16 protein-coding genes are annotated in these 15,836 nt (G+C 38.6%); 12 read left to right on the top strand and 4 right to left on the bottom strand.

Going from position 1 to position 15,836, the window contains the following annotated elements:
- Positions 1-93 precede the first annotated feature (93 nt).
- Complete coding sequence (locus tag EGN73_RS03635; protein WP_219287121.1) at positions 94-1,938, top strand: serine hydrolase domain-containing protein; 1,845 nt, start codon at positions 94-96, stop codon at positions 1,936-1,938.
- 665 nt (positions 1,939-2,603) lie between these two features.
- Here the strand turns inward: EGN73_RS03635 and EGN73_RS03640 are convergent.
- From EGN73_RS03640 to EGN73_RS03650, 3 genes are read right to left on the bottom strand one after another with little or no spacing between them, the layout of a single operon-like run.
- The gene (locus tag EGN73_RS03640) at positions 2,604-4,313 is read right to left on the bottom strand and encodes a carboxypeptidase-like regulatory domain-containing protein (RefSeq protein ID WP_246611461.1); all 1,710 of its coding nucleotides are present in this window, start codon (positions 4,311-4,313) and stop codon (positions 2,604-2,606) included.
- Positions 4,300-5,271, bottom strand: a complete 972-nt coding sequence (locus tag EGN73_RS03645; protein WP_219287122.1) for a FecR family protein — start codon at positions 5,269-5,271, stop codon at positions 4,300-4,302. Before EGN73_RS03645 ends, EGN73_RS03640 begins: the two co-directional genes overlap by 14 nt.
- Positions 5,268-5,849, bottom strand: a complete 582-nt coding sequence (locus EGN73_RS03650; RefSeq protein ID WP_219287123.1) for an RNA polymerase sigma-70 factor — start codon at positions 5,847-5,849, stop codon at positions 5,268-5,270. The genes EGN73_RS03645 and EGN73_RS03650 overlap by 4 nt, the downstream gene beginning before the upstream one ends.
- Before the next feature lie 402 nt (positions 5,850-6,251).
- Here EGN73_RS03650 and EGN73_RS03655 point away from each other — a divergent pair, with 402 nt between their 5' ends.
- The 4 genes from EGN73_RS03655 (at position 6,252) to EGN73_RS03670 (ending at position 8,464) form a co-directional block, all read left to right on the top strand.
- A complete protein-coding gene (locus EGN73_RS03655; protein ID WP_219287124.1) occupies positions 6,252-6,641 on the top strand; it encodes a DoxX family protein in 390 nt (129 codons plus the stop codon).
- Entirely contained in the window at positions 6,628-7,269 is a 642-nt protein-coding gene (locus EGN73_RS03660) for a YdeI/OmpD-associated family protein (RefSeq protein ID WP_343207075.1), read from the top strand. The genes EGN73_RS03655 and EGN73_RS03660 overlap by 14 nt, the downstream gene beginning before the upstream one ends.
- An 81-nt stretch (positions 7,270-7,350) precedes the next feature.
- Complete coding sequence (locus EGN73_RS03665) at positions 7,351-7,884, top strand: dihydrofolate reductase family protein (RefSeq protein ID WP_219287125.1); 534 nt, start codon at positions 7,351-7,353, stop codon at positions 7,882-7,884.
- Between the two features lie 37 nt (positions 7,885-7,921).
- Positions 7,922-8,464, top strand: a complete 543-nt coding sequence (locus tag EGN73_RS03670; protein WP_219287126.1) for a GNAT family N-acetyltransferase — start codon at positions 7,922-7,924, stop codon at positions 8,462-8,464.
- Positions 8,465-8,564: 100 nt separating this feature from the next.
- Here EGN73_RS03670 and erm read toward each other — a convergent pair whose 3' ends face one another.
- Positions 8,565-9,365, bottom strand: a complete 801-nt coding sequence (gene erm / locus EGN73_RS03675; protein ID WP_219287127.1) for a 23S ribosomal RNA methyltransferase Erm — start codon at positions 9,363-9,365, stop codon at positions 8,565-8,567.
- 675 nt (positions 9,366-10,040) lie between these two features.
- On the opposite strand from erm, the gene EGN73_RS03680 reads away from it, so the two are divergent.
- From EGN73_RS03680 to EGN73_RS03710, 7 genes are all read left to right on the top strand, one after another.
- Complete coding sequence (locus tag EGN73_RS03680) at positions 10,041-10,367, top strand: ArsR/SmtB family transcription factor (protein ID WP_219287128.1); 327 nt, start codon at positions 10,041-10,043, stop codon at positions 10,365-10,367.
- Positions 10,364-10,867 (top strand): SRPBCC family protein, encoded by a 504-nt coding sequence (locus EGN73_RS03685; RefSeq protein WP_219287129.1) that lies wholly within the window; start codon positions 10,364-10,366, stop codon positions 10,865-10,867. The genes EGN73_RS03680 and EGN73_RS03685 overlap by 4 nt, the downstream gene beginning before the upstream one ends.
- A gap of 1 nt (position 10,868) precedes the next feature.
- A complete protein-coding gene (locus EGN73_RS03690) occupies positions 10,869-11,672 on the top strand; it encodes an alpha/beta fold hydrolase (RefSeq protein WP_219287130.1) in 804 nt (267 codons plus the stop codon).
- Positions 11,665-12,057, top strand: a complete 393-nt coding sequence (locus tag EGN73_RS03695; protein WP_219287131.1) for a DoxX family protein — start codon at positions 11,665-11,667, stop codon at positions 12,055-12,057. The genes EGN73_RS03690 and EGN73_RS03695 overlap by 8 nt, the downstream gene beginning before the upstream one ends.
- Position 12,058: 1 nt before the next feature.
- Complete coding sequence (locus EGN73_RS03700; protein WP_219287132.1) at positions 12,059-12,418, top strand: DUF1801 domain-containing protein; 360 nt, start codon at positions 12,059-12,061, stop codon at positions 12,416-12,418.
- 676 nt (positions 12,419-13,094) lie between these two features.
- Positions 13,095-14,513, top strand: coding sequence for an RNA-binding domain-containing protein (locus tag EGN73_RS03705; protein WP_219287133.1), 1,419 nt, complete (start codon positions 13,095-13,097; stop codon positions 14,511-14,513).
- A gap of 748 nt (positions 14,514-15,261) precedes the next feature.
- Complete coding sequence (locus tag EGN73_RS03710; protein ID WP_219287134.1) at positions 15,262-15,726, top strand: GyrI-like domain-containing protein; 465 nt, start codon at positions 15,262-15,264, stop codon at positions 15,724-15,726.
- Positions 15,727-15,836 lie beyond the last annotated feature (110 nt).

Genomic DNA, 15,836 nt, shown 5'->3' on the forward strand with positions numbered 1-15,836 from the left:
ACACAAATACTTCAATTAGAGGAATAAAACATAAAAAAACAGAGTGATCTATAGGCATAAATTTGGTACTTTTCTACTTCTAAAGACAAAACCATGCCCAAGCTGAAAAAATCTGCACTGACCCTATTTTTTATCCTCATTTCCCTTTTTTCTTACGCCCAGCAAGCTCCTAAACTGATCGTAAGGGGAGATGACATGGGTTCTTCCCGTTCAGCGAACTTGGCAAGTATAGACACCTATGTTAACGGTATAGAAACTTCTATTGAGTTGATGGTGGTGACACCTTGGTTTCCCGAAGCAGCAAAAATGTTGGAGGAAAACACCGGTATTGATGTGGGGCTGCATTTGGTCATCACCAGTGAATGGGATGGCATCAAATGGAGACCATTGACCCATTGCCCTTCTTTAACAGATGACAACGGCTATTTTTTTCCAATGATGGGACCTAATGAAAATTATCCTGGACTTGCAGTTATTGAGAATCAATGGAAACTCAATGAAATAGAACAGGAATTCCGGGCCCAAATAGAACTTGCCTTGAGGAATGTTCCGCAGGTCAGCCACCTCTCAGGGCATATGGGATCTACTAGTTTCCATCCTGATGTAGCTCAAATGGTATTGAAACTCTCTGCCGAATATGACCTTCCTGTGATGAATAGAGAAGTCATGCAGCCATTGGGAATTATTGGGGTCTCCTATGATGGTGCTAAGGGAACGTTTTCGGAGAAGGAAGCATCCTTTATCCGAATGTTGGATAACCTTGAAGCCGGAAAATCCTATATGTTTGTAGACCACCCATCCTATGATAATGTAGAAATGCAAGGTGTTGGTCATTACGGATATGAGAATGTCGCTGAAGATCGACAGGGTGTTACGGATCTATGGACGAGTCAAAAGGTAAAGGAAGCCATCTCAAATAAGGGGGTCGAATTAGTCAACTTTATCACCTTATCTAAAGCACTTCCCCGTAGCGATCCTGAAGAGGAAAACTTTAATTCACAAGCGATTGTTGAATACCTAAATGCTGTTAACAAGAATGAACAAGACCTCCACAGCTTGATGATCTTGAGAAATGGAAAGGTTGTCTTTGAGGAATGGTTTGGTGAAAATGCAGCCAACAAAACCCACACCATGTATTCAGTTAGCAAGACATTCACTGCAACAGCGATTGGCTTTGCTGTTCAGGAAGATCTTTTAAAAGTGACTGATAAGGTCATTTCTTTTTTTCCTGATAAACTTCCTAACGAGATAAGTGACCATCTTCAAGCGTTAGAAATCCGCCATCTATTAACAATGACAGTAGGTCACGATGTGGATCCAACGGGTGTACTGAGGGAAACCGAGGGGCTTGATTGGGTGGAAGGATTTCTCGCATTTCCATTAGAGCATCCACCAGGTACTTCCTATGTATACAACAGTTTGGCTACATACATGCTTTCAGCCATACTAACAAAAGTTTCAGGAGAGAGGATTTTAGATTTTCTACAGCCACGTCTTTTCAGACCCTTGGGAATAGTAGGAGCAACTTGGGATGAGAGTCCGCAGGGAATCCAGATTGGTGGTTGGGGACTGAATGTAAAAACAGAGGATATGGCTAAAATAGGGCAGTTTTACCTACAAAAGGGGAAGTGGAACGGAGTGCAGCTATTATCTGAAAGTTGGATTAACGAGGCTTCTTCGGCAAAGGTACCTTCTCTTCCGGCTGGAGTTAAAAAGGAAGACCTCAAGGTCAAGGCAAATGACTCTGACTGGCTGCAGGGATATGGCTATCAGCTTTGGCGTAGCCGGCACAACTCCTATAGGGCAGATGGCCGCAACGGACAGTTTATTTTGGTGCTTCCGGAGAAAAATGCGGTAATTGTTACCACAGCAGATATTCCCAATATGCAAGCTGAACTTAATTTGATATGGGACCACCTATTGCCAGCATTTAAGTAGGGCGTGCTGAAAAACGCCAACTGAAGAATAAATGCTTTAAATTTTGATGAATACCCCGTTTGTCAGGTATTTTCTTTTTAAGCAGGTGCACGCTTATTCAATGTTATAGCTTGATTTCCGTGCTCCTTAAAATTTTAAAAATCGAAATTTTAAGGCTAGCCTCAGGCATACCATCCCTGCCTGGCTACTTGACAGGTTCTTCATTGGGCTCACTCGAAGTATAAGCATACATCTTCATTCGCCCGCTTTGAATCTGGCATACCTGAGACTTTTTCAGCAAGCCCTACGTAAAATCCTTAAATCCGCAGTGGGTATTAAAGGGAGTACTTCATTTACATTTTTTTTTGTATAACCTGCTATTACTTCAAAAAAAAAAAATATCTACCGTTCAACCCCCTCTTTTATTTTAAACAGAATTTTCAAAATCCTAAAAAGAAAAACCAACCTTTAAGGTTATTGGATGGTATGGCCTATACCGCACCCCCCCCCGGTTATATAAGAAATAGTTCTTGAGGAAGTAACTCTCCTAACAACTTTGAATTGGAAGCCAATTACCTTCGACATACAATGAAAGTCTAAAAGTCGTCCTCAAAACAGGTTTTACTTTCAGTTAACCGATTCTCTGTCCTAATTCCCCATACCCTAAAACCCTAAAAAGCAGGTATTTAATAAATCCGCAACCCAGCCCTTCCTCCAAACCACATTTGGCTGGCAAAACTTCCTTCTCCAGGACTGTTTTCATTCTGAATCCTTGGATTGGCGTATGTGAACATGTCGGGATGATGCTGGAATCCGGTATCATAAAGCCGCCAGTTGAGGCTAGGCCCAAAATAAATGCCGATGTTCTTGCTGAATTGGTACTCAAGCCCTATGTATGCCCTGTTGATCAGATTGAGTGCCGCTACATTGGCAAGGTTCATCTGGGAACTGCTCAGTTCAATGTTCATGAATACCTTCTTCCCCAACCTGGGTGCGGCACCTACCCCATAGCCAAATGCCCAAGTCACCGAATCTGTAAAATCAGGCCTGAATCCGGCAGATAGGATGTTGTAGAAATTCCTCGTACCTGTCCTGAATGCAAAATTCAAGGGCAAAACTTCATCAGCCCCTACTTCCACCTGTCGGTAACCTTTCCTGACAATACTCAGGAGGCCTATAGACACACCGCTAATGCTATCTGCATAATTGAACAGTCCGATTTGAGAACCTTTTATCCTGTTGCCTATGTTCAGGATGCCAGCCACCTGTACACCGCTGAGATCGGAATGGGCGTAATTTGCCACACCTCCCAACTGTGCTCCCTTTACTTCCTTGGTGGCAAGATTCAATACCCCACCCAATTGCACACCTTGCAAGGATCCAGAGGTAAAGTTGCCCAGGCCACCCATCTGAACAGCCCTGGTATCATCCAGGACCACATTGGTAAGACCAGCCATCTGCACGCCTTGCATGGCCCCTCCTACCAGGTTGAATAATCCTGCCATTTGCAGGAATTTCACATCTCCTTTGTTGGTATTGAACAAGCCACCCAATTCCACTTTATTGGTACCTGCAGAAAAACCTCCCCAAACATTGAATGAGTAATCGTTGATCACATTGCCGGACAGTTTGCGGTTGGTTCCAATAAAAGGCACAAGAGAAACCTGGACTTTCCTGTAGAGGGTATCACTCACATTCTCCAAGTTGGTGGATCCCATGGATTTTTTTGTCCATTGCCAGGCGTCTTTCATGGGCTTCGCGAGGCTCTTTCCCACCCCTTCGAGATCTACCTCACTGGTTTTTAGCAGGACTTTTTGAAATGGATTCAACTGATCATTGACCAGAAGGGTATCCCCATAATCCTTCTTGTTGACCACCAGGCGAACACTGTCCAAGTTGGGGTTTTTTATTGCCAGTTGAAAATAACCAAATTCATCTGTAATGGAGGATTTGAGGGTGATCGGATCATAGACGGTGGCATCCCTGATGGCCTTTCCTGTGTTTTCATCTACCACATAGCCGCTCACCACCAATTCCTTCTTGGATATTTGACGGGGGCTGAGAATGACATAAACCCCTTTTTGTTTGGCTTCTACCCCACCTGCAAATACCTCTTCCAAAATTGCCCGCAAAGGCTGATCGTTAAAGGTGCCACTATAAGTTCTCTTGACATCGATCACGGAAGAACTGTAGGAAAAAACACAGCCTACTTTTTGGGACAAACGCTTCAGTAAGTTTTCCAGAGATTCATTCTCTGAGGTAATGCTGATCTTTTTTTCCAAAATAGGCAGCTCCTGTGCTTTCAAGGGAGACAGGATACTGAAAAACAAAATCAAACCTACCATGCGGTGAATACCCTTCCATTGGTCCGTCAACATCCTTCTATTGGCAACCATCTCCACTAAACCTGATCATATTTCCTTCATCTATGACCTCAACGCCCAAGGTTTCGGCTATGATCGAAAGCACCGTTTCCAACGTTTCGTTGTCAAATGAAACCGTCAGTCTGCAGGAAGCAATATTTCCACCTAAAACAATGCGTTTGCCATAGACAGACTCCAGTCTTTTAACTACCTGATGAAGTTCCTCCTCATGGAAATCAAGAATTCTGGTCTTGAAAGCCGCCACATTGGCATCTGCGATAGTCTTGCTAAACAACTCAGTAGCAGGATCATAGCTTCCCATTTCCCCTGCTTTGAGCATAATCCCTTCTTGGTTTTCCGCATAAAAGCGGACGATACCTTCCTTGACACTCACCTCAACCATGGGTTGATCAGGGTATGCCTTCACCTGGAATACCGTGCCGATGTCTTCTATCAATAAGCCGGCAGCCTTCACGGTCCAATTGACTTTTTTTTCTTCTGGTATACTGATCAAAGCTTCCCCAATCAGATGGATGGTACCGGTTTTTTTACGGGGATGGTAGTCCACCTGGACTTCGGACCGTTGGTTAAGAGAAATCTCCGTAAGGTCGGGTAAAATCTCTGTAACCACCTCATTTTCACTCAACATCAAAATTTCCTGGCGAGGAAGCTTTTGTATATAAAATAAGTAAGAAAGGCCCAGAAGCAGTATCAGTCCAGCAGCTATTTTCCAAACCACCGGAAACAAAGAAATGGTTCTTTTAGAGGTCTCTACATCCAATCCAATTTTTTTCCAAGCTTTATCAGCATCAAACTCTGGCATGTCTGACAGTTGAGCTTTTTCAAAAATCAGTTGTGCATCCTCCAAGTATTTTTGGTTTTCATAGGATTGGGCAGTCCATTCCTTGAGCTCCCTCATTTCCTCTTCTGAGGCTTCACCAACCAGGAACTTTCCGATCAATATTTCTATATGTTCTGGTTCCTGACTCATAGTTTTAACAGCTGTGCAGAAAAGATTACTATGAAAGGTAAATAGTCTTTCAATTTTAAACGCATCAATTTTAGGGCTTTTCCCATTTGGTTTTCGACTGTTTTGATGGAAATCTGTAAAGCATCTGCAATTTCCTGGTACTTAAGATCCTCAAACCTACTCATTCTGAAGATCAGCTTGCATTGGTCGGGCAAAGCTTCTATGGCCTCTTGAATCTTGGATTCAAGTTCATTTTTGATTGCCTGGTGATCAGCAGCATGTGTATATCGTTCTCCATCTGCTACCACAGCTTCAGCATGTACTTGTCTCACTTTGAGTCGCTTGAGTTCATTGAGACAAGCATTGCGTACTGAACTATACAAATAGGATTTTAAGGAAGCATCTATTTGAATGCTTTCCTTTTTTTCCCAAAACCCAATAAAAGCAGATTGAACGACTTCTTCCGCGGCATCCTTATCGGAAAGATATTGATACGCAAAACGGCAGAGTGCTGAATAATGGCTTTTGAACAATATTTCAAATGCAGCTACATCTCCTTGGAGTATGTCAGTGAAAACCTTTTGATCTAAAGCCTGCATGAGATTCCTTTATATTCCCCCACAAGATAAGATTTTGGTTTTGCTTTTTAATTAAGAAAACTGAAAAGCCATTTACCCCTATCTTAATAGAAAAATTAGTGAGTGAAATGCTTAAATTTAGGACTGAACCACGGCGTTACAATCAATCCTTTAAGGAGCACATAAATCAGCTTTGATATCTCCTTACTGTTCACATCTAATTGCATAAATTCTCAAGACCATTTTTAAAAATCCACTTTTACCATAATTTATATTAAAGAAATATAATGAATACAAAAAAAGAAAATCATTTTTAAATCTGTGGAAGACAGAGACAAAATGCTCAAACTCCCTTTTGCACAAGGCATCAATATGGCTCATAACCAACTCGAAAAAATTATAAGTAAATTAAAATAACATGCCATGAAAAAAAGAGAGAAAATCACTTATTGGGTAGCAACCATTTGGCTCTGTTTGGGAATGATTTCTACAGGAATAGTTCAACTCGTCCAATTGGAAGAGGAAGTTCAAAAAATGAATACCTTAGGCTACCCTGATTATTTCCTGACAATTATAGGTGTCTGGAAAATATTGGGTGTAATTGCAGTTCTGGCTCCTAAAATGCCATTAATTAAAGAATGGGCTTATGCAGGATTTTTCTTTTTGATGTCGGGGGCAATTTTCACACATCTTGCTGTCAGAGATGAATTGGTGGAATATTTTGGTCCTGCCCTATTGCTTGTTTTAACTATAGTGTCATGGTATTTTAGACCAGCAGACAGAAAACTAACAAAAGCTAATGATGAAATTTGAATTTAACCCCCATGTTGACAAATATTTGCTTGACGGCTGCATGCGTTGTAAATATGGCGCAACACCCCAATGTAAAGTCAATAATTGGCGTAAAGAATTAGAATCGCTAAGACAAATAGTTTTAGCAACCGGGTTAACTGAAGAAATAAAGTGGGGAGCACCAGTGTATACTCATAATGGGAAAAACATTGTTTCAGTCGGTGCATTAAAAGAATCCGCAACTATTGGTTTTTTCAAAGGAGTATTATTGGCTGACAAGTACAAAATACTCCAACAACAAGGGAATATACAGTCGGCCAGAATTATAAAATTCACAAATACAGAAGACATCCAAAAAGTTAAAGCTATTTTGAAATCATACATTTTGGAGGCAGTAGCCATTGAGGAAAGCGGGAAAAAAGTAGAATTCAAGAAAAACCCAGAACCAATACCTGATGAACTACTTGAAGTATTTGAACAAGAACCTGCATTCAAGAAAGCATTTTACGACTTGACACCAGGTAGGCGAAGAGGTTATATCATTCACTTTTCACAACCCAAGCAATCGCAAACTAGAATTGGACGAATATTGAAATACAAAGAGCAGATTATAAACGGAATAGGGCTACATGATGAATACAAAAGTTAAGGAATATTGGCTAAACCGACATTAAATTCAATAAGTTTATATTTCAAAGACAGTTTCAGGAATGCTATTAATTGAAATCAAATGCGTAAAGTTTCCCTTTTTATAGCCATAAGTTTAGATGGTTACATAGCAAAACCCAATGAAGACCTAAGCTTTTTAAAATTAGTTGAAAAAGAAGGCGAAGATTATGGGTATAAAGAATTTACTGCTAACATCGACACCATAATTCTAGGAAGAAAAACCTACGATTATGTAATAAAAGAAATCGGCACATCACACTACGACAATGGGCAACGGGATGTTTATGTAATCACGCGAAATGGCAGACCAAATACCGGGAAAACAATTTTTTACACTGGCAGCTTGCCAGACTTGATTGAAAAATTGAAATCTGAAAAAGGTAAAAATATTTATTGTGATGGTGGGGCTGAAGTCATCAATGAACTTTTGAGACATGATTTGATTGATGAATTTATCATCTCAATTATTCCTATACTCTTAGGCCAAGGCACAAGACTTTTTAAAGATGGAAGACCTGAACAAATGCTGGAGTTCGTGGATGCAAAGTCATTTGAAACAGGATTAACGCAATTGTTCTATAGAAGAAAAAGGTAAAGTAATTTCTTCATTCTATCACCACTACCTAATACAGATGGAAAATAAAATACCATGTCAAGTTACAATCCGGCAAGAAGTCTCTGGAGATTACAATGATGTACATAAACTAAATGTTACGGCATTTGGAAGGGATGATGAAGCTGAATTGGTAGAAGCATTAAGAAAGAATCACTCAATATTTGTACCTGAACTTTCAATTGTAGCCACTGAAAAAGGTCGAATTATTGGCCATATTTTATTTACCAAAATCCAGATTAAAGACGCCGACGGAAACCTGAACGAAAGTTTATGCCTTGCGCCAATGGCTGTTAGACCTGAACTGCAAAAAAAAGGAATAGGCGGCCAAATGATCAGAAAAGGGTTTGAAGTGGCAAAAAGATTGGGTTTTAAATCAATCATAGTGTTGGGACACCAAAACTATTACCCGAAATTTGGATTCCAATCAGCTGACAAATGGAATATAATGGCTCCATTTCAGGTTCCATCAAATGTTTTTATGGCTATTGAGTTAGTTGTTGATGGACTTAAAAACATATCCGGAACAGTCATTTACCCAAAAGAATTTGAAATAGTCTGATGTTATCTGGCACTGATTAAAGAAGGTATTTCAGGATTCAATATTGATAATGAAATTCCAAATAATCCCACCCGAAAAACCATATCTTCAAAACCTGGGATTACGAGGGATGAAATTTTTCAGGCACGATTTTCAGCATTTCCAAAAAACAGTTTTTCCATTGTCCGGCTGTCAAACTAACAATTTGATCATCAAGCTTTACTCCATACTTTTTCGACATTAACCTGATCTGACTTTTTCTAAAAATCGACTTCAAAGCTGTTCTTACCGATACATCAGGTTTCTGTATAAGGCATGTAATAAATACTAAATACTTGGATTTTAGGTTAATATCAAAAGTTAATTGATTTCTTTTAATGCTTAAAAGAGCTGACTTTACAGTGGGTGGGGGCATAAAACTATCCGGGCTTATACTATAAAGTAGTTTCAATTCGTAAAAAGTATGATAGAATACAGTATAAGGGTTATGGATATTGGCTAAAAACAATTTTTTTGCAGCCTCAAACTGAAGCACAATAGAACCACCAAGGAATTTTTCAAGTCCCTCAAACATTAGAATCCTGAAAACTTCAGAAGTAATGCCATACGGAATATTTGACACCACCTTGAATGGAAACTTCGGCACTACAAATTTCCTAAAATCACAGCAGACTATTTGAACATTTCGGTCTTTTAAAAATAGTTTTCTTAAATGTCCAACCAAAGCGGTATCGTTTTCTATTGCAACAACTTTGTTAGCGGACCTAAGTAAATGGACAGTGAGAAAACCCTTCCCTGCTCCTATGTCCAAAACCGTATCCTGCTTATTAATATTTGCGTTTTTTATTGCATCAATGATCAGCACATTATCAATGGTAAAATGCTGGCCCGTAAAACGAACGGGTAATTTATTTCTTGTCATTAATTAATTCTTGCAGGTGAATACTTGAATTCAAATCGAGGAGAAGTGAATAGACAGTATCAGCCTTCAGAACAACTACGACAAATCAATGCTATCAAGATATTGACAGCATACTCAATGTATAGACTGTTTTTTTTAAACTAAAAATTGATTGGAATTTAATGTGGACTGCCTATCACTTAGATAGAAGTCCATAATCTGCAAAGACAAAACATAAAGATTAATTTAAATTTTTCAGCTATAAAAGTACCACTTAATTCGAGTATATGAGTATCCGCTTGATTACACGTAGCCAATTATCGTTTTGAACCAGTTCTTTCTGCTAAATTCTGATCAAAAGTTGATTATGAAGCTACTTTTTCCTTGATGAAAAAGTAGCCAAAAAATCAAGAATTTCGAATCCTATCCACGCTCAAGGCCTGCGCCGGCCCGGTCGAAATTCGTCCCACCCTCCAATGTCTCATTTTACAGTTAATGGTAAAGTTGAAGCTTTGGTTCTTAAGGTTCAACTTGCAAATATACGGATACTCATATTCGAGTGATACACAAAAACAAAAGTAAAGTTGCGTCTTTTAAAAAACAAGGCTGAAGTGTCTTGTGAAAAAAACTTACAAAAATTTGCGCAACCAAATAATTGCGTATATATTCGCAACCATATAGTAGCACATTGTAAGAATGAAAACAAGAAGAGACGTATTTCAAGCCATAGCCGACCCTACACGAAGGGCTATAATTATGCTATTGACTGTTGGTGCTTTGACCCCTAATGCCATCGCAGAACATTTCAACTCAAGCAGGCAAGCGGTTTCAAAACACCTTCAAATTCTTTCTGAATGTGAAATTGTAAGGCAAGAGCAGCAAGGCAGGGAAATCCACTACCATTTAAATGCAGATAAGATGAAAGAAATTGAAAAGTGGTTGGAGCAATTCAAACAACTGCTCGCTAAAAAATTCAATCAACTTGACAATGTATTGGAACAATTAAAACTAAATAGAAAATGAACAAGGCAATTTTATTCAATTTCGAGGTGGACAGACCAAAAAACCAAATCAAAGTAGAACGTTCGTTCAATGCACCACTTGACATTGTCTGGTCTGCCTGGACAGAAGCAGAGATCCTCGACCAGTGGTGGGCTCCAAAACCCTGGAGAGCAGAGACCAAATCAATGGACTTCAGCGAAGGTGGGCATTGGCATTATGCAATGGTGGGCCCGGAAGGTGAAAAACATTGGTCAAGAGCAGATTACTTAAAAATCATCCCACAAGCATTTTTTTCAGCGAATGACGGTTTTTGTGATGAAAACGGAAACCCTAACACTTCTCTACCGAGAAATAAATGGGAAAACAGCTTTTCAGGTCAAGGAGAGAAAACGTTAGTCAATATCCTGCTAAGTTTTGGTACCTTGGAAGACCTTGAAATAATCATTAAAATGGGCTTCAAGGAAGGCTTTACTATGGGCTTAAATCAATTGGATGAAGTATTAAAAACCTTAAATTTTTGAGATGGCAAACTTTGTTACTTCGCTCGATGGAACGAAAATAGCTTACACCAAAAAAGGAGTGGGTTCTCCCTTAATTTTAATCGATGGAGCTTTTTGTCATCGTAAATTTGGTGCTAATGTCAAATTGCCAAAATACCTCACAGACCATTTTGAAGTGTTTACCTACGACCGCAGAGGAAGAGGAGAAAGCGGCAATACTCAACCCTACAAAGTTGAACGGGAGTTTGAAGATTTACAGGCAATTATCAATGAAATTGGAGAGCCACCTTTTGTATATGGAATCTCATCCGGTGCAGCCTTGGCTTTAGAAGCGGCAAAAGTGGGATTAAATTTCAAAAAGCTCATTGTTTTTGAAGCTCCCTACATTACTGATACGAGTCGTTCTCCTTTTCCGGAAAATTACCTAAAGAACATTCAAAAATTAATCAAAGAAAAGAGGTATGCTGAAACCGTTAAATATTTTATGAAAACAGGAATTGGATTGCCAAGCTTTGTGGTTTGGATGATGCAATTGATGCCAGCTTGGAAAAAAATGAAACAAGTTGCTCCAACCTTAGAATACGACACACTAATGTTACGAGATTATGGTTCAGGGAAGTCATTAAATATTAAAGATTGGGAGACTATCCAAATTCCTGTTCTAGTTATTTCAGGAACAAAAAGTGAACAATGGTCGCAAAATGCAATGAAACAATTAGCAGAGGTACTGCCAAATGGAAAACATCTTGATTTAGTTGGTCAAAATCACCTTGTTAACCCCAAGGTACTTACTCCTCATTTAATTAATTTTTTTAAAAATGAATAAAAACAAAAGAAGCACTAAAATTGGTTGGGCAATTAGCATACTGATTTCTTTAATGTTAATGCTTGACGGTGTAATGAAAATCATTCAGCCTACAGAAGTGATTGAAGCAACCACTCAATTAGGGTACAGGGAAAATTCAATCTTAAGTATTGGCATAATTCTTATCATTATCACTATTCTCTATCTATTTCCTAGAACATCATTTTTGGGAGCAATTTTGTTAACAGGTTTTTTGGGTGGTGCAGTAGCAACTCATTTTAGAATTGACAATCCCCTTTTTAGTCATCAACTATTTCCTGTTTACTTAGGTATATTCATTTGGTTGGGTGTTGCATTGCGTCATCCCACAATTCGCCAAATATTCATTAATCCAAAAAACATTTAAAATGGAAGCATCACAAAAAATTGCTGAATACATCCAAAAGAACCAAGATTGGAAAGGTGAATTAATTCATCAAGTACGTGAACTGATATTACAGACCGATTCGACCATAGAGGAAGAATGGAAGTGGAATAGCCCTGTATGGTCAAAAAACGGGATGGTTTGTAGTATAAGTGCTTTTAAGAAGCACGTTAGTTTGACATTTTTCAAAGGGTCAGAAATAGAAAAGGAAACAATCTTATTTAATAGTCCATCAGACTCTAAAAACACAAGGTCTATTATTTGGAAAGAAGGAGATGAAATTAAAAATGAACAACTAAAAGAACTCATCAAAATAGCAATTCTTAAAAACAATGAAAAATAAAGAAAGAATTGATAGGACATTAAGTAAATATGCTGAAAAGGAAAGCGGTTATATAGAACACAGAACCGCTAATTGAGGTACTGTCTTAAATACCAAGTATTTTTTAAGGGTTATTATTAAATTTTCAATAGTGAAAAGAGGGCTTCAGGCGATTCGTGGCACTGGATTTCATCTGCTGTAGAAGTGTTTTTCTCCTGTACTAAGCTTCCATGATCTGGCTTTGTCTTTCCAGAATCATTTCAGGCATTTACTTTTTCTGGATTTGATAAATCCACGATTGAGAACCAAAGGATCTGGAATATCTTCCCTCCTATTATAAGGGTCAAGATCAGCCGGAATTTTTATTAAATCTGGTACTAGCGGCCAATTTCACTGCTCAGAAACATTGTGGAATTGGGGAGCAATAACGCATTATTACAAAAGGGGTGTCCTTAGTGTAAAAACATATTGCTTTTTATACCTTTAGGGAATGAAGAAATTAACAAAATCAGAGAGGTTTTGACACGAAAAGATGTAAGTCAAAATGTTTGGCTACCCAGCTTAACAAAATTACACATACCGTATCTAATTGATTAATCAATAAACCTCAATCTCATTTAAAATAACCGAAAAAAGTGAGTGCAGAAATAGTTAATTATGATATTCTTGTTCCAGTTAATGATAAAACTTAGTACAAATGAATTCTGAAAAACTCAAAGATTTACTTCAAAAAGGTGAAGGTTTGGAAGTAGAATTCAAAACTTCCCAGTTTGAGTTGAACAAAGATGCCTTTGAATCCATTTGTGCCTTTCTGAACCGCAAAGGCGGGTATTTACTATTGGGAGTGAAGAATGACGGAGCTGTGGAAGGAGTGATTGAAAGTTGTGTACAGGATATTGTCAACAACATAATCACCAATGCCAATAATCCACAAAAGTTGAGTCCCCCATTTTATCTATCGGCTCAGGTAATAGACTACGAAGGCAAAAAAGTCATCCAAGTGTATGTACCTCAAAGCTCACAGGTACACAGCACTAACGGAAAAATCTTCGATCGAAATGAAGATGGAGATTTTGACATCACGCGACAAACTGAACAAGTCACCCAACTTTACCTTAGAAAACAAACCACCTATTCTGAAAACCGAATTTATCCTTATCTAAAACTTTCGGATTTTAAACCGGAATTATTTAGTCGTGTCCGCACCTTGGCCAAAAATGAACGGGCAGATCATCCCTGGCAAGACATGACTGATGAAGAATTGCTGCGTTCAGCAGGGCTGTTCAAACACAATCATCAAACCGGAAAAGAAGGCTATACTTTGGCAGCCGTTTTATTACTTGGCAAGGATGACGTCATCCAAAGCGTCTTGTCACATCATAAAACGGATGCCATTCTACGGGTGGAAAATTTAGATCGCTATGATGACCGAGATGACATACGTACCAATCTCATTGAAAGCTATGATCGACTCATGGCATTTGTGCGAAAACATTTACCTGACAAATTCTATCAGGAAGGGGAACAACGCATCAGTCTACGCGACCGTATTTTCCGGGAAGTAATCGGAAACCTTCTCATTCATCGTGAATATACCAATGCTTTTCCGGCCAAGCTCATTATAGAAAAAGACCAAGTACTGGCAGAAAATTGGAATCGTCCACATGATGGTGGCGTAATCGATCCGACCAACTTTTCACCTTATCCCAAAAATCCGGTAATCGCCAAGTTCTTTAAGGAAATCGGACGAGTGGACGAGTTGGGTTCAGGAGTCAGAAATACTTTCAAATATTGTAGTATTTATACGCCGGGAACTAAACCTGAATTTATAGAAGAGGATGTATTCAAAACGATTATTCCATTGAAATCCAAAAATGGAACTACCCAAGTGACTACCCAAATGACTACCCAAATCGGTACCCAAGTGACTACCCATATCATTTCGGAAAAAATCCTTGAAATACTTAAGCTGAATCCGGCTATGGGCAGAAAAAAAATAGCTGATGTATTGGGTGAAATTACAGAAGATGGAGTTAAATATCACTTGGAGAAGTTGAAGGAAGAAGGAAAAATTAAACGGATTGGTGGAACAAGAGGAAAATGGAAAGTATTATGAAAATTTCGTTTACGCTAAACAACAAAGGGATCTTTATAATACTAATTAAAAATTTCCAGACAGATAAATGAAGCCTGAACCCCTTATAAAGGCACTACCTTAATCAATTGATCTTTAAAGGTTTTTATTAAATTTACAATAGTGAAAAGAGGGCTTCAGGCGATTCGTTGCTCGTAAATTCATCTACTGTAGGAGTGGTTTTCTTAGGTGCTAAGCTAATAAGGTCTGGCTTTGGAAATCCAGGATCTTTTCATGGTTTTACTTTTTCTGGACTTGATAAATCCGTATTGAGAACCAAAAGATCCGGAATATCTCCCCTCCTATTTTAGGGGGTCAACATACGCCGGAATAGCAGTCGAATCTGTTATTTCATGCCAATTTCCCTATTCAAAAACATTCAGGAATTAGGCCCCAACTTGATCCGAAAAAATCTAGGCTATGCTCATCAGTACAGATACCGCAGTCTGGCTTACTTCATCTCGTAGGTACGGGACTTGCCACTTATTTAGCGTCGGGACAACCTGTCCCGACCTTCGTGATTACCCACGAACTGAAGGGGTGCTGCCATTCGTCGGCACAGGCATTCACTCGTTGGAACGGTCAACTTTTTGACCTATATTCACCATCCAAGGCCCACACATTCGGTTAACCCCATAGAATGAGACCTCTGACTGTGTACGGAGTTAACTTGATCTTTGGCAGTCATTAAAAAAACCCTAAACCTGAATAAAAACACATAAAGGTAAAAATGGAAAAAAGTCAGATAACCAACTTCAAATTAGTCGGACTAAAACTTGAAGACAAAACCACAAATGAAAATAATCAATCAAGTAGAGATTGTGGAAATTTATGGCAGAAATTTGAAAAGGATAAAATTTTTGACCTCATTCCAAATAAATTAAGCAATGAGATATATGCTGTATACTTTGACTATGAAAAGGACGAAACAGGGCCTTTTTCATATTTTATAGGTTGCAAAGTTGATGATAATTCGCAAACCCCTAATAACCTGGAATCTTTAGAAATTCCTTCTCAAATCTATGCAAAAGTTACTGCTAAAGGCGTAATGACTGGTTGCATAACCGATGCTTGGAAAAGAATTTGGGATTCAGAAATTCAACGAAAATTTGGGTTCGATTTTGAGGTTTATGATGAAAGAAGTCAGGATTGGAATGACGCTGAATTGGACATTTATGTTTCAATAAATGAGTAAAAAGATAACAAACCTTTAATCGAGGTACAGTCTTAAATACCAAGTAAACTTTTAAGGTTTTTATTAAATTTAATTCAGTTTTAAGCTGACTTTTTTTCTGTAAATAATTG

Origin of the sequence: Arthrospiribacter ruber, assembly GCF_019343195.1 — a bacterium.
GTDB classification, from domain to species: Bacteria; Bacteroidota; Bacteroidia; order Cytophagales; family Cyclobacteriaceae; genus Arthrospiribacter; species Arthrospiribacter ruber.

Excerpts from the sequence above, each read along its gene's own strand:
- EGN73_RS03635 (WP_219287121.1), top strand. The coding sequence starts at position 94 with ATGCCCAAGCTGAAAAAATCTGCACTGACCCTATTTTTTATCCTCATT.
- EGN73_RS03640 (WP_246611461.1), bottom strand. The coding sequence starts at position 4,313 with ATGGTTGCCAATAGAAGGATGTTGACGGACCAATGGAAGGGTATTCAC.
- EGN73_RS03645 (WP_219287122.1), bottom strand. The coding sequence starts at position 5,271 with ATGAGTCAGGAACCAGAACATATAGAAATATTGATCGGAAAGTTCCTG.
- EGN73_RS03650 (WP_219287123.1), bottom strand. The coding sequence starts at position 5,849 with ATGCAGGCTTTAGATCAAAAGGTTTTCACTGACATACTCCAAGGAGAT.
- EGN73_RS03655 (WP_219287124.1), top strand. The coding sequence starts at position 6,252 with ATGAAAAAAAGAGAGAAAATCACTTATTGGGTAGCAACCATTTGGCTC.
- EGN73_RS03660 (WP_343207075.1), top strand. The coding sequence starts at position 6,628 with ATGATGAAATTTGAATTTAACCCCCATGTTGACAAATATTTGCTTGAC.
- EGN73_RS03665 (WP_219287125.1), top strand. The coding sequence starts at position 7,351 with ATGCGTAAAGTTTCCCTTTTTATAGCCATAAGTTTAGATGGTTACATA.
- EGN73_RS03670 (WP_219287126.1), top strand. The coding sequence starts at position 7,922 with ATGGAAAATAAAATACCATGTCAAGTTACAATCCGGCAAGAAGTCTCT.
- erm (WP_219287127.1), bottom strand. The coding sequence starts at position 9,365 with ATGACAAGAAATAAATTACCCGTTCGTTTTACGGGCCAGCATTTTACC.
- EGN73_RS03680 (WP_219287128.1), top strand. The coding sequence starts at position 10,041 with ATGAAAACAAGAAGAGACGTATTTCAAGCCATAGCCGACCCTACACGA.
- EGN73_RS03685 (WP_219287129.1), top strand. The coding sequence starts at position 10,364 with ATGAACAAGGCAATTTTATTCAATTTCGAGGTGGACAGACCAAAAAAC.
- EGN73_RS03690 (WP_219287130.1), top strand. The coding sequence starts at position 10,869 with ATGGCAAACTTTGTTACTTCGCTCGATGGAACGAAAATAGCTTACACC.
- EGN73_RS03695 (WP_219287131.1), top strand. The coding sequence starts at position 11,665 with ATGAATAAAAACAAAAGAAGCACTAAAATTGGTTGGGCAATTAGCATA.
- EGN73_RS03700 (WP_219287132.1), top strand. The coding sequence starts at position 12,059 with ATGGAAGCATCACAAAAAATTGCTGAATACATCCAAAAGAACCAAGAT.
- EGN73_RS03705 (WP_219287133.1), top strand. The coding sequence starts at position 13,095 with ATGAATTCTGAAAAACTCAAAGATTTACTTCAAAAAGGTGAAGGTTTG.
- EGN73_RS03710 (WP_219287134.1), top strand. The coding sequence starts at position 15,262 with ATGGAAAAAAGTCAGATAACCAACTTCAAATTAGTCGGACTAAAACTT.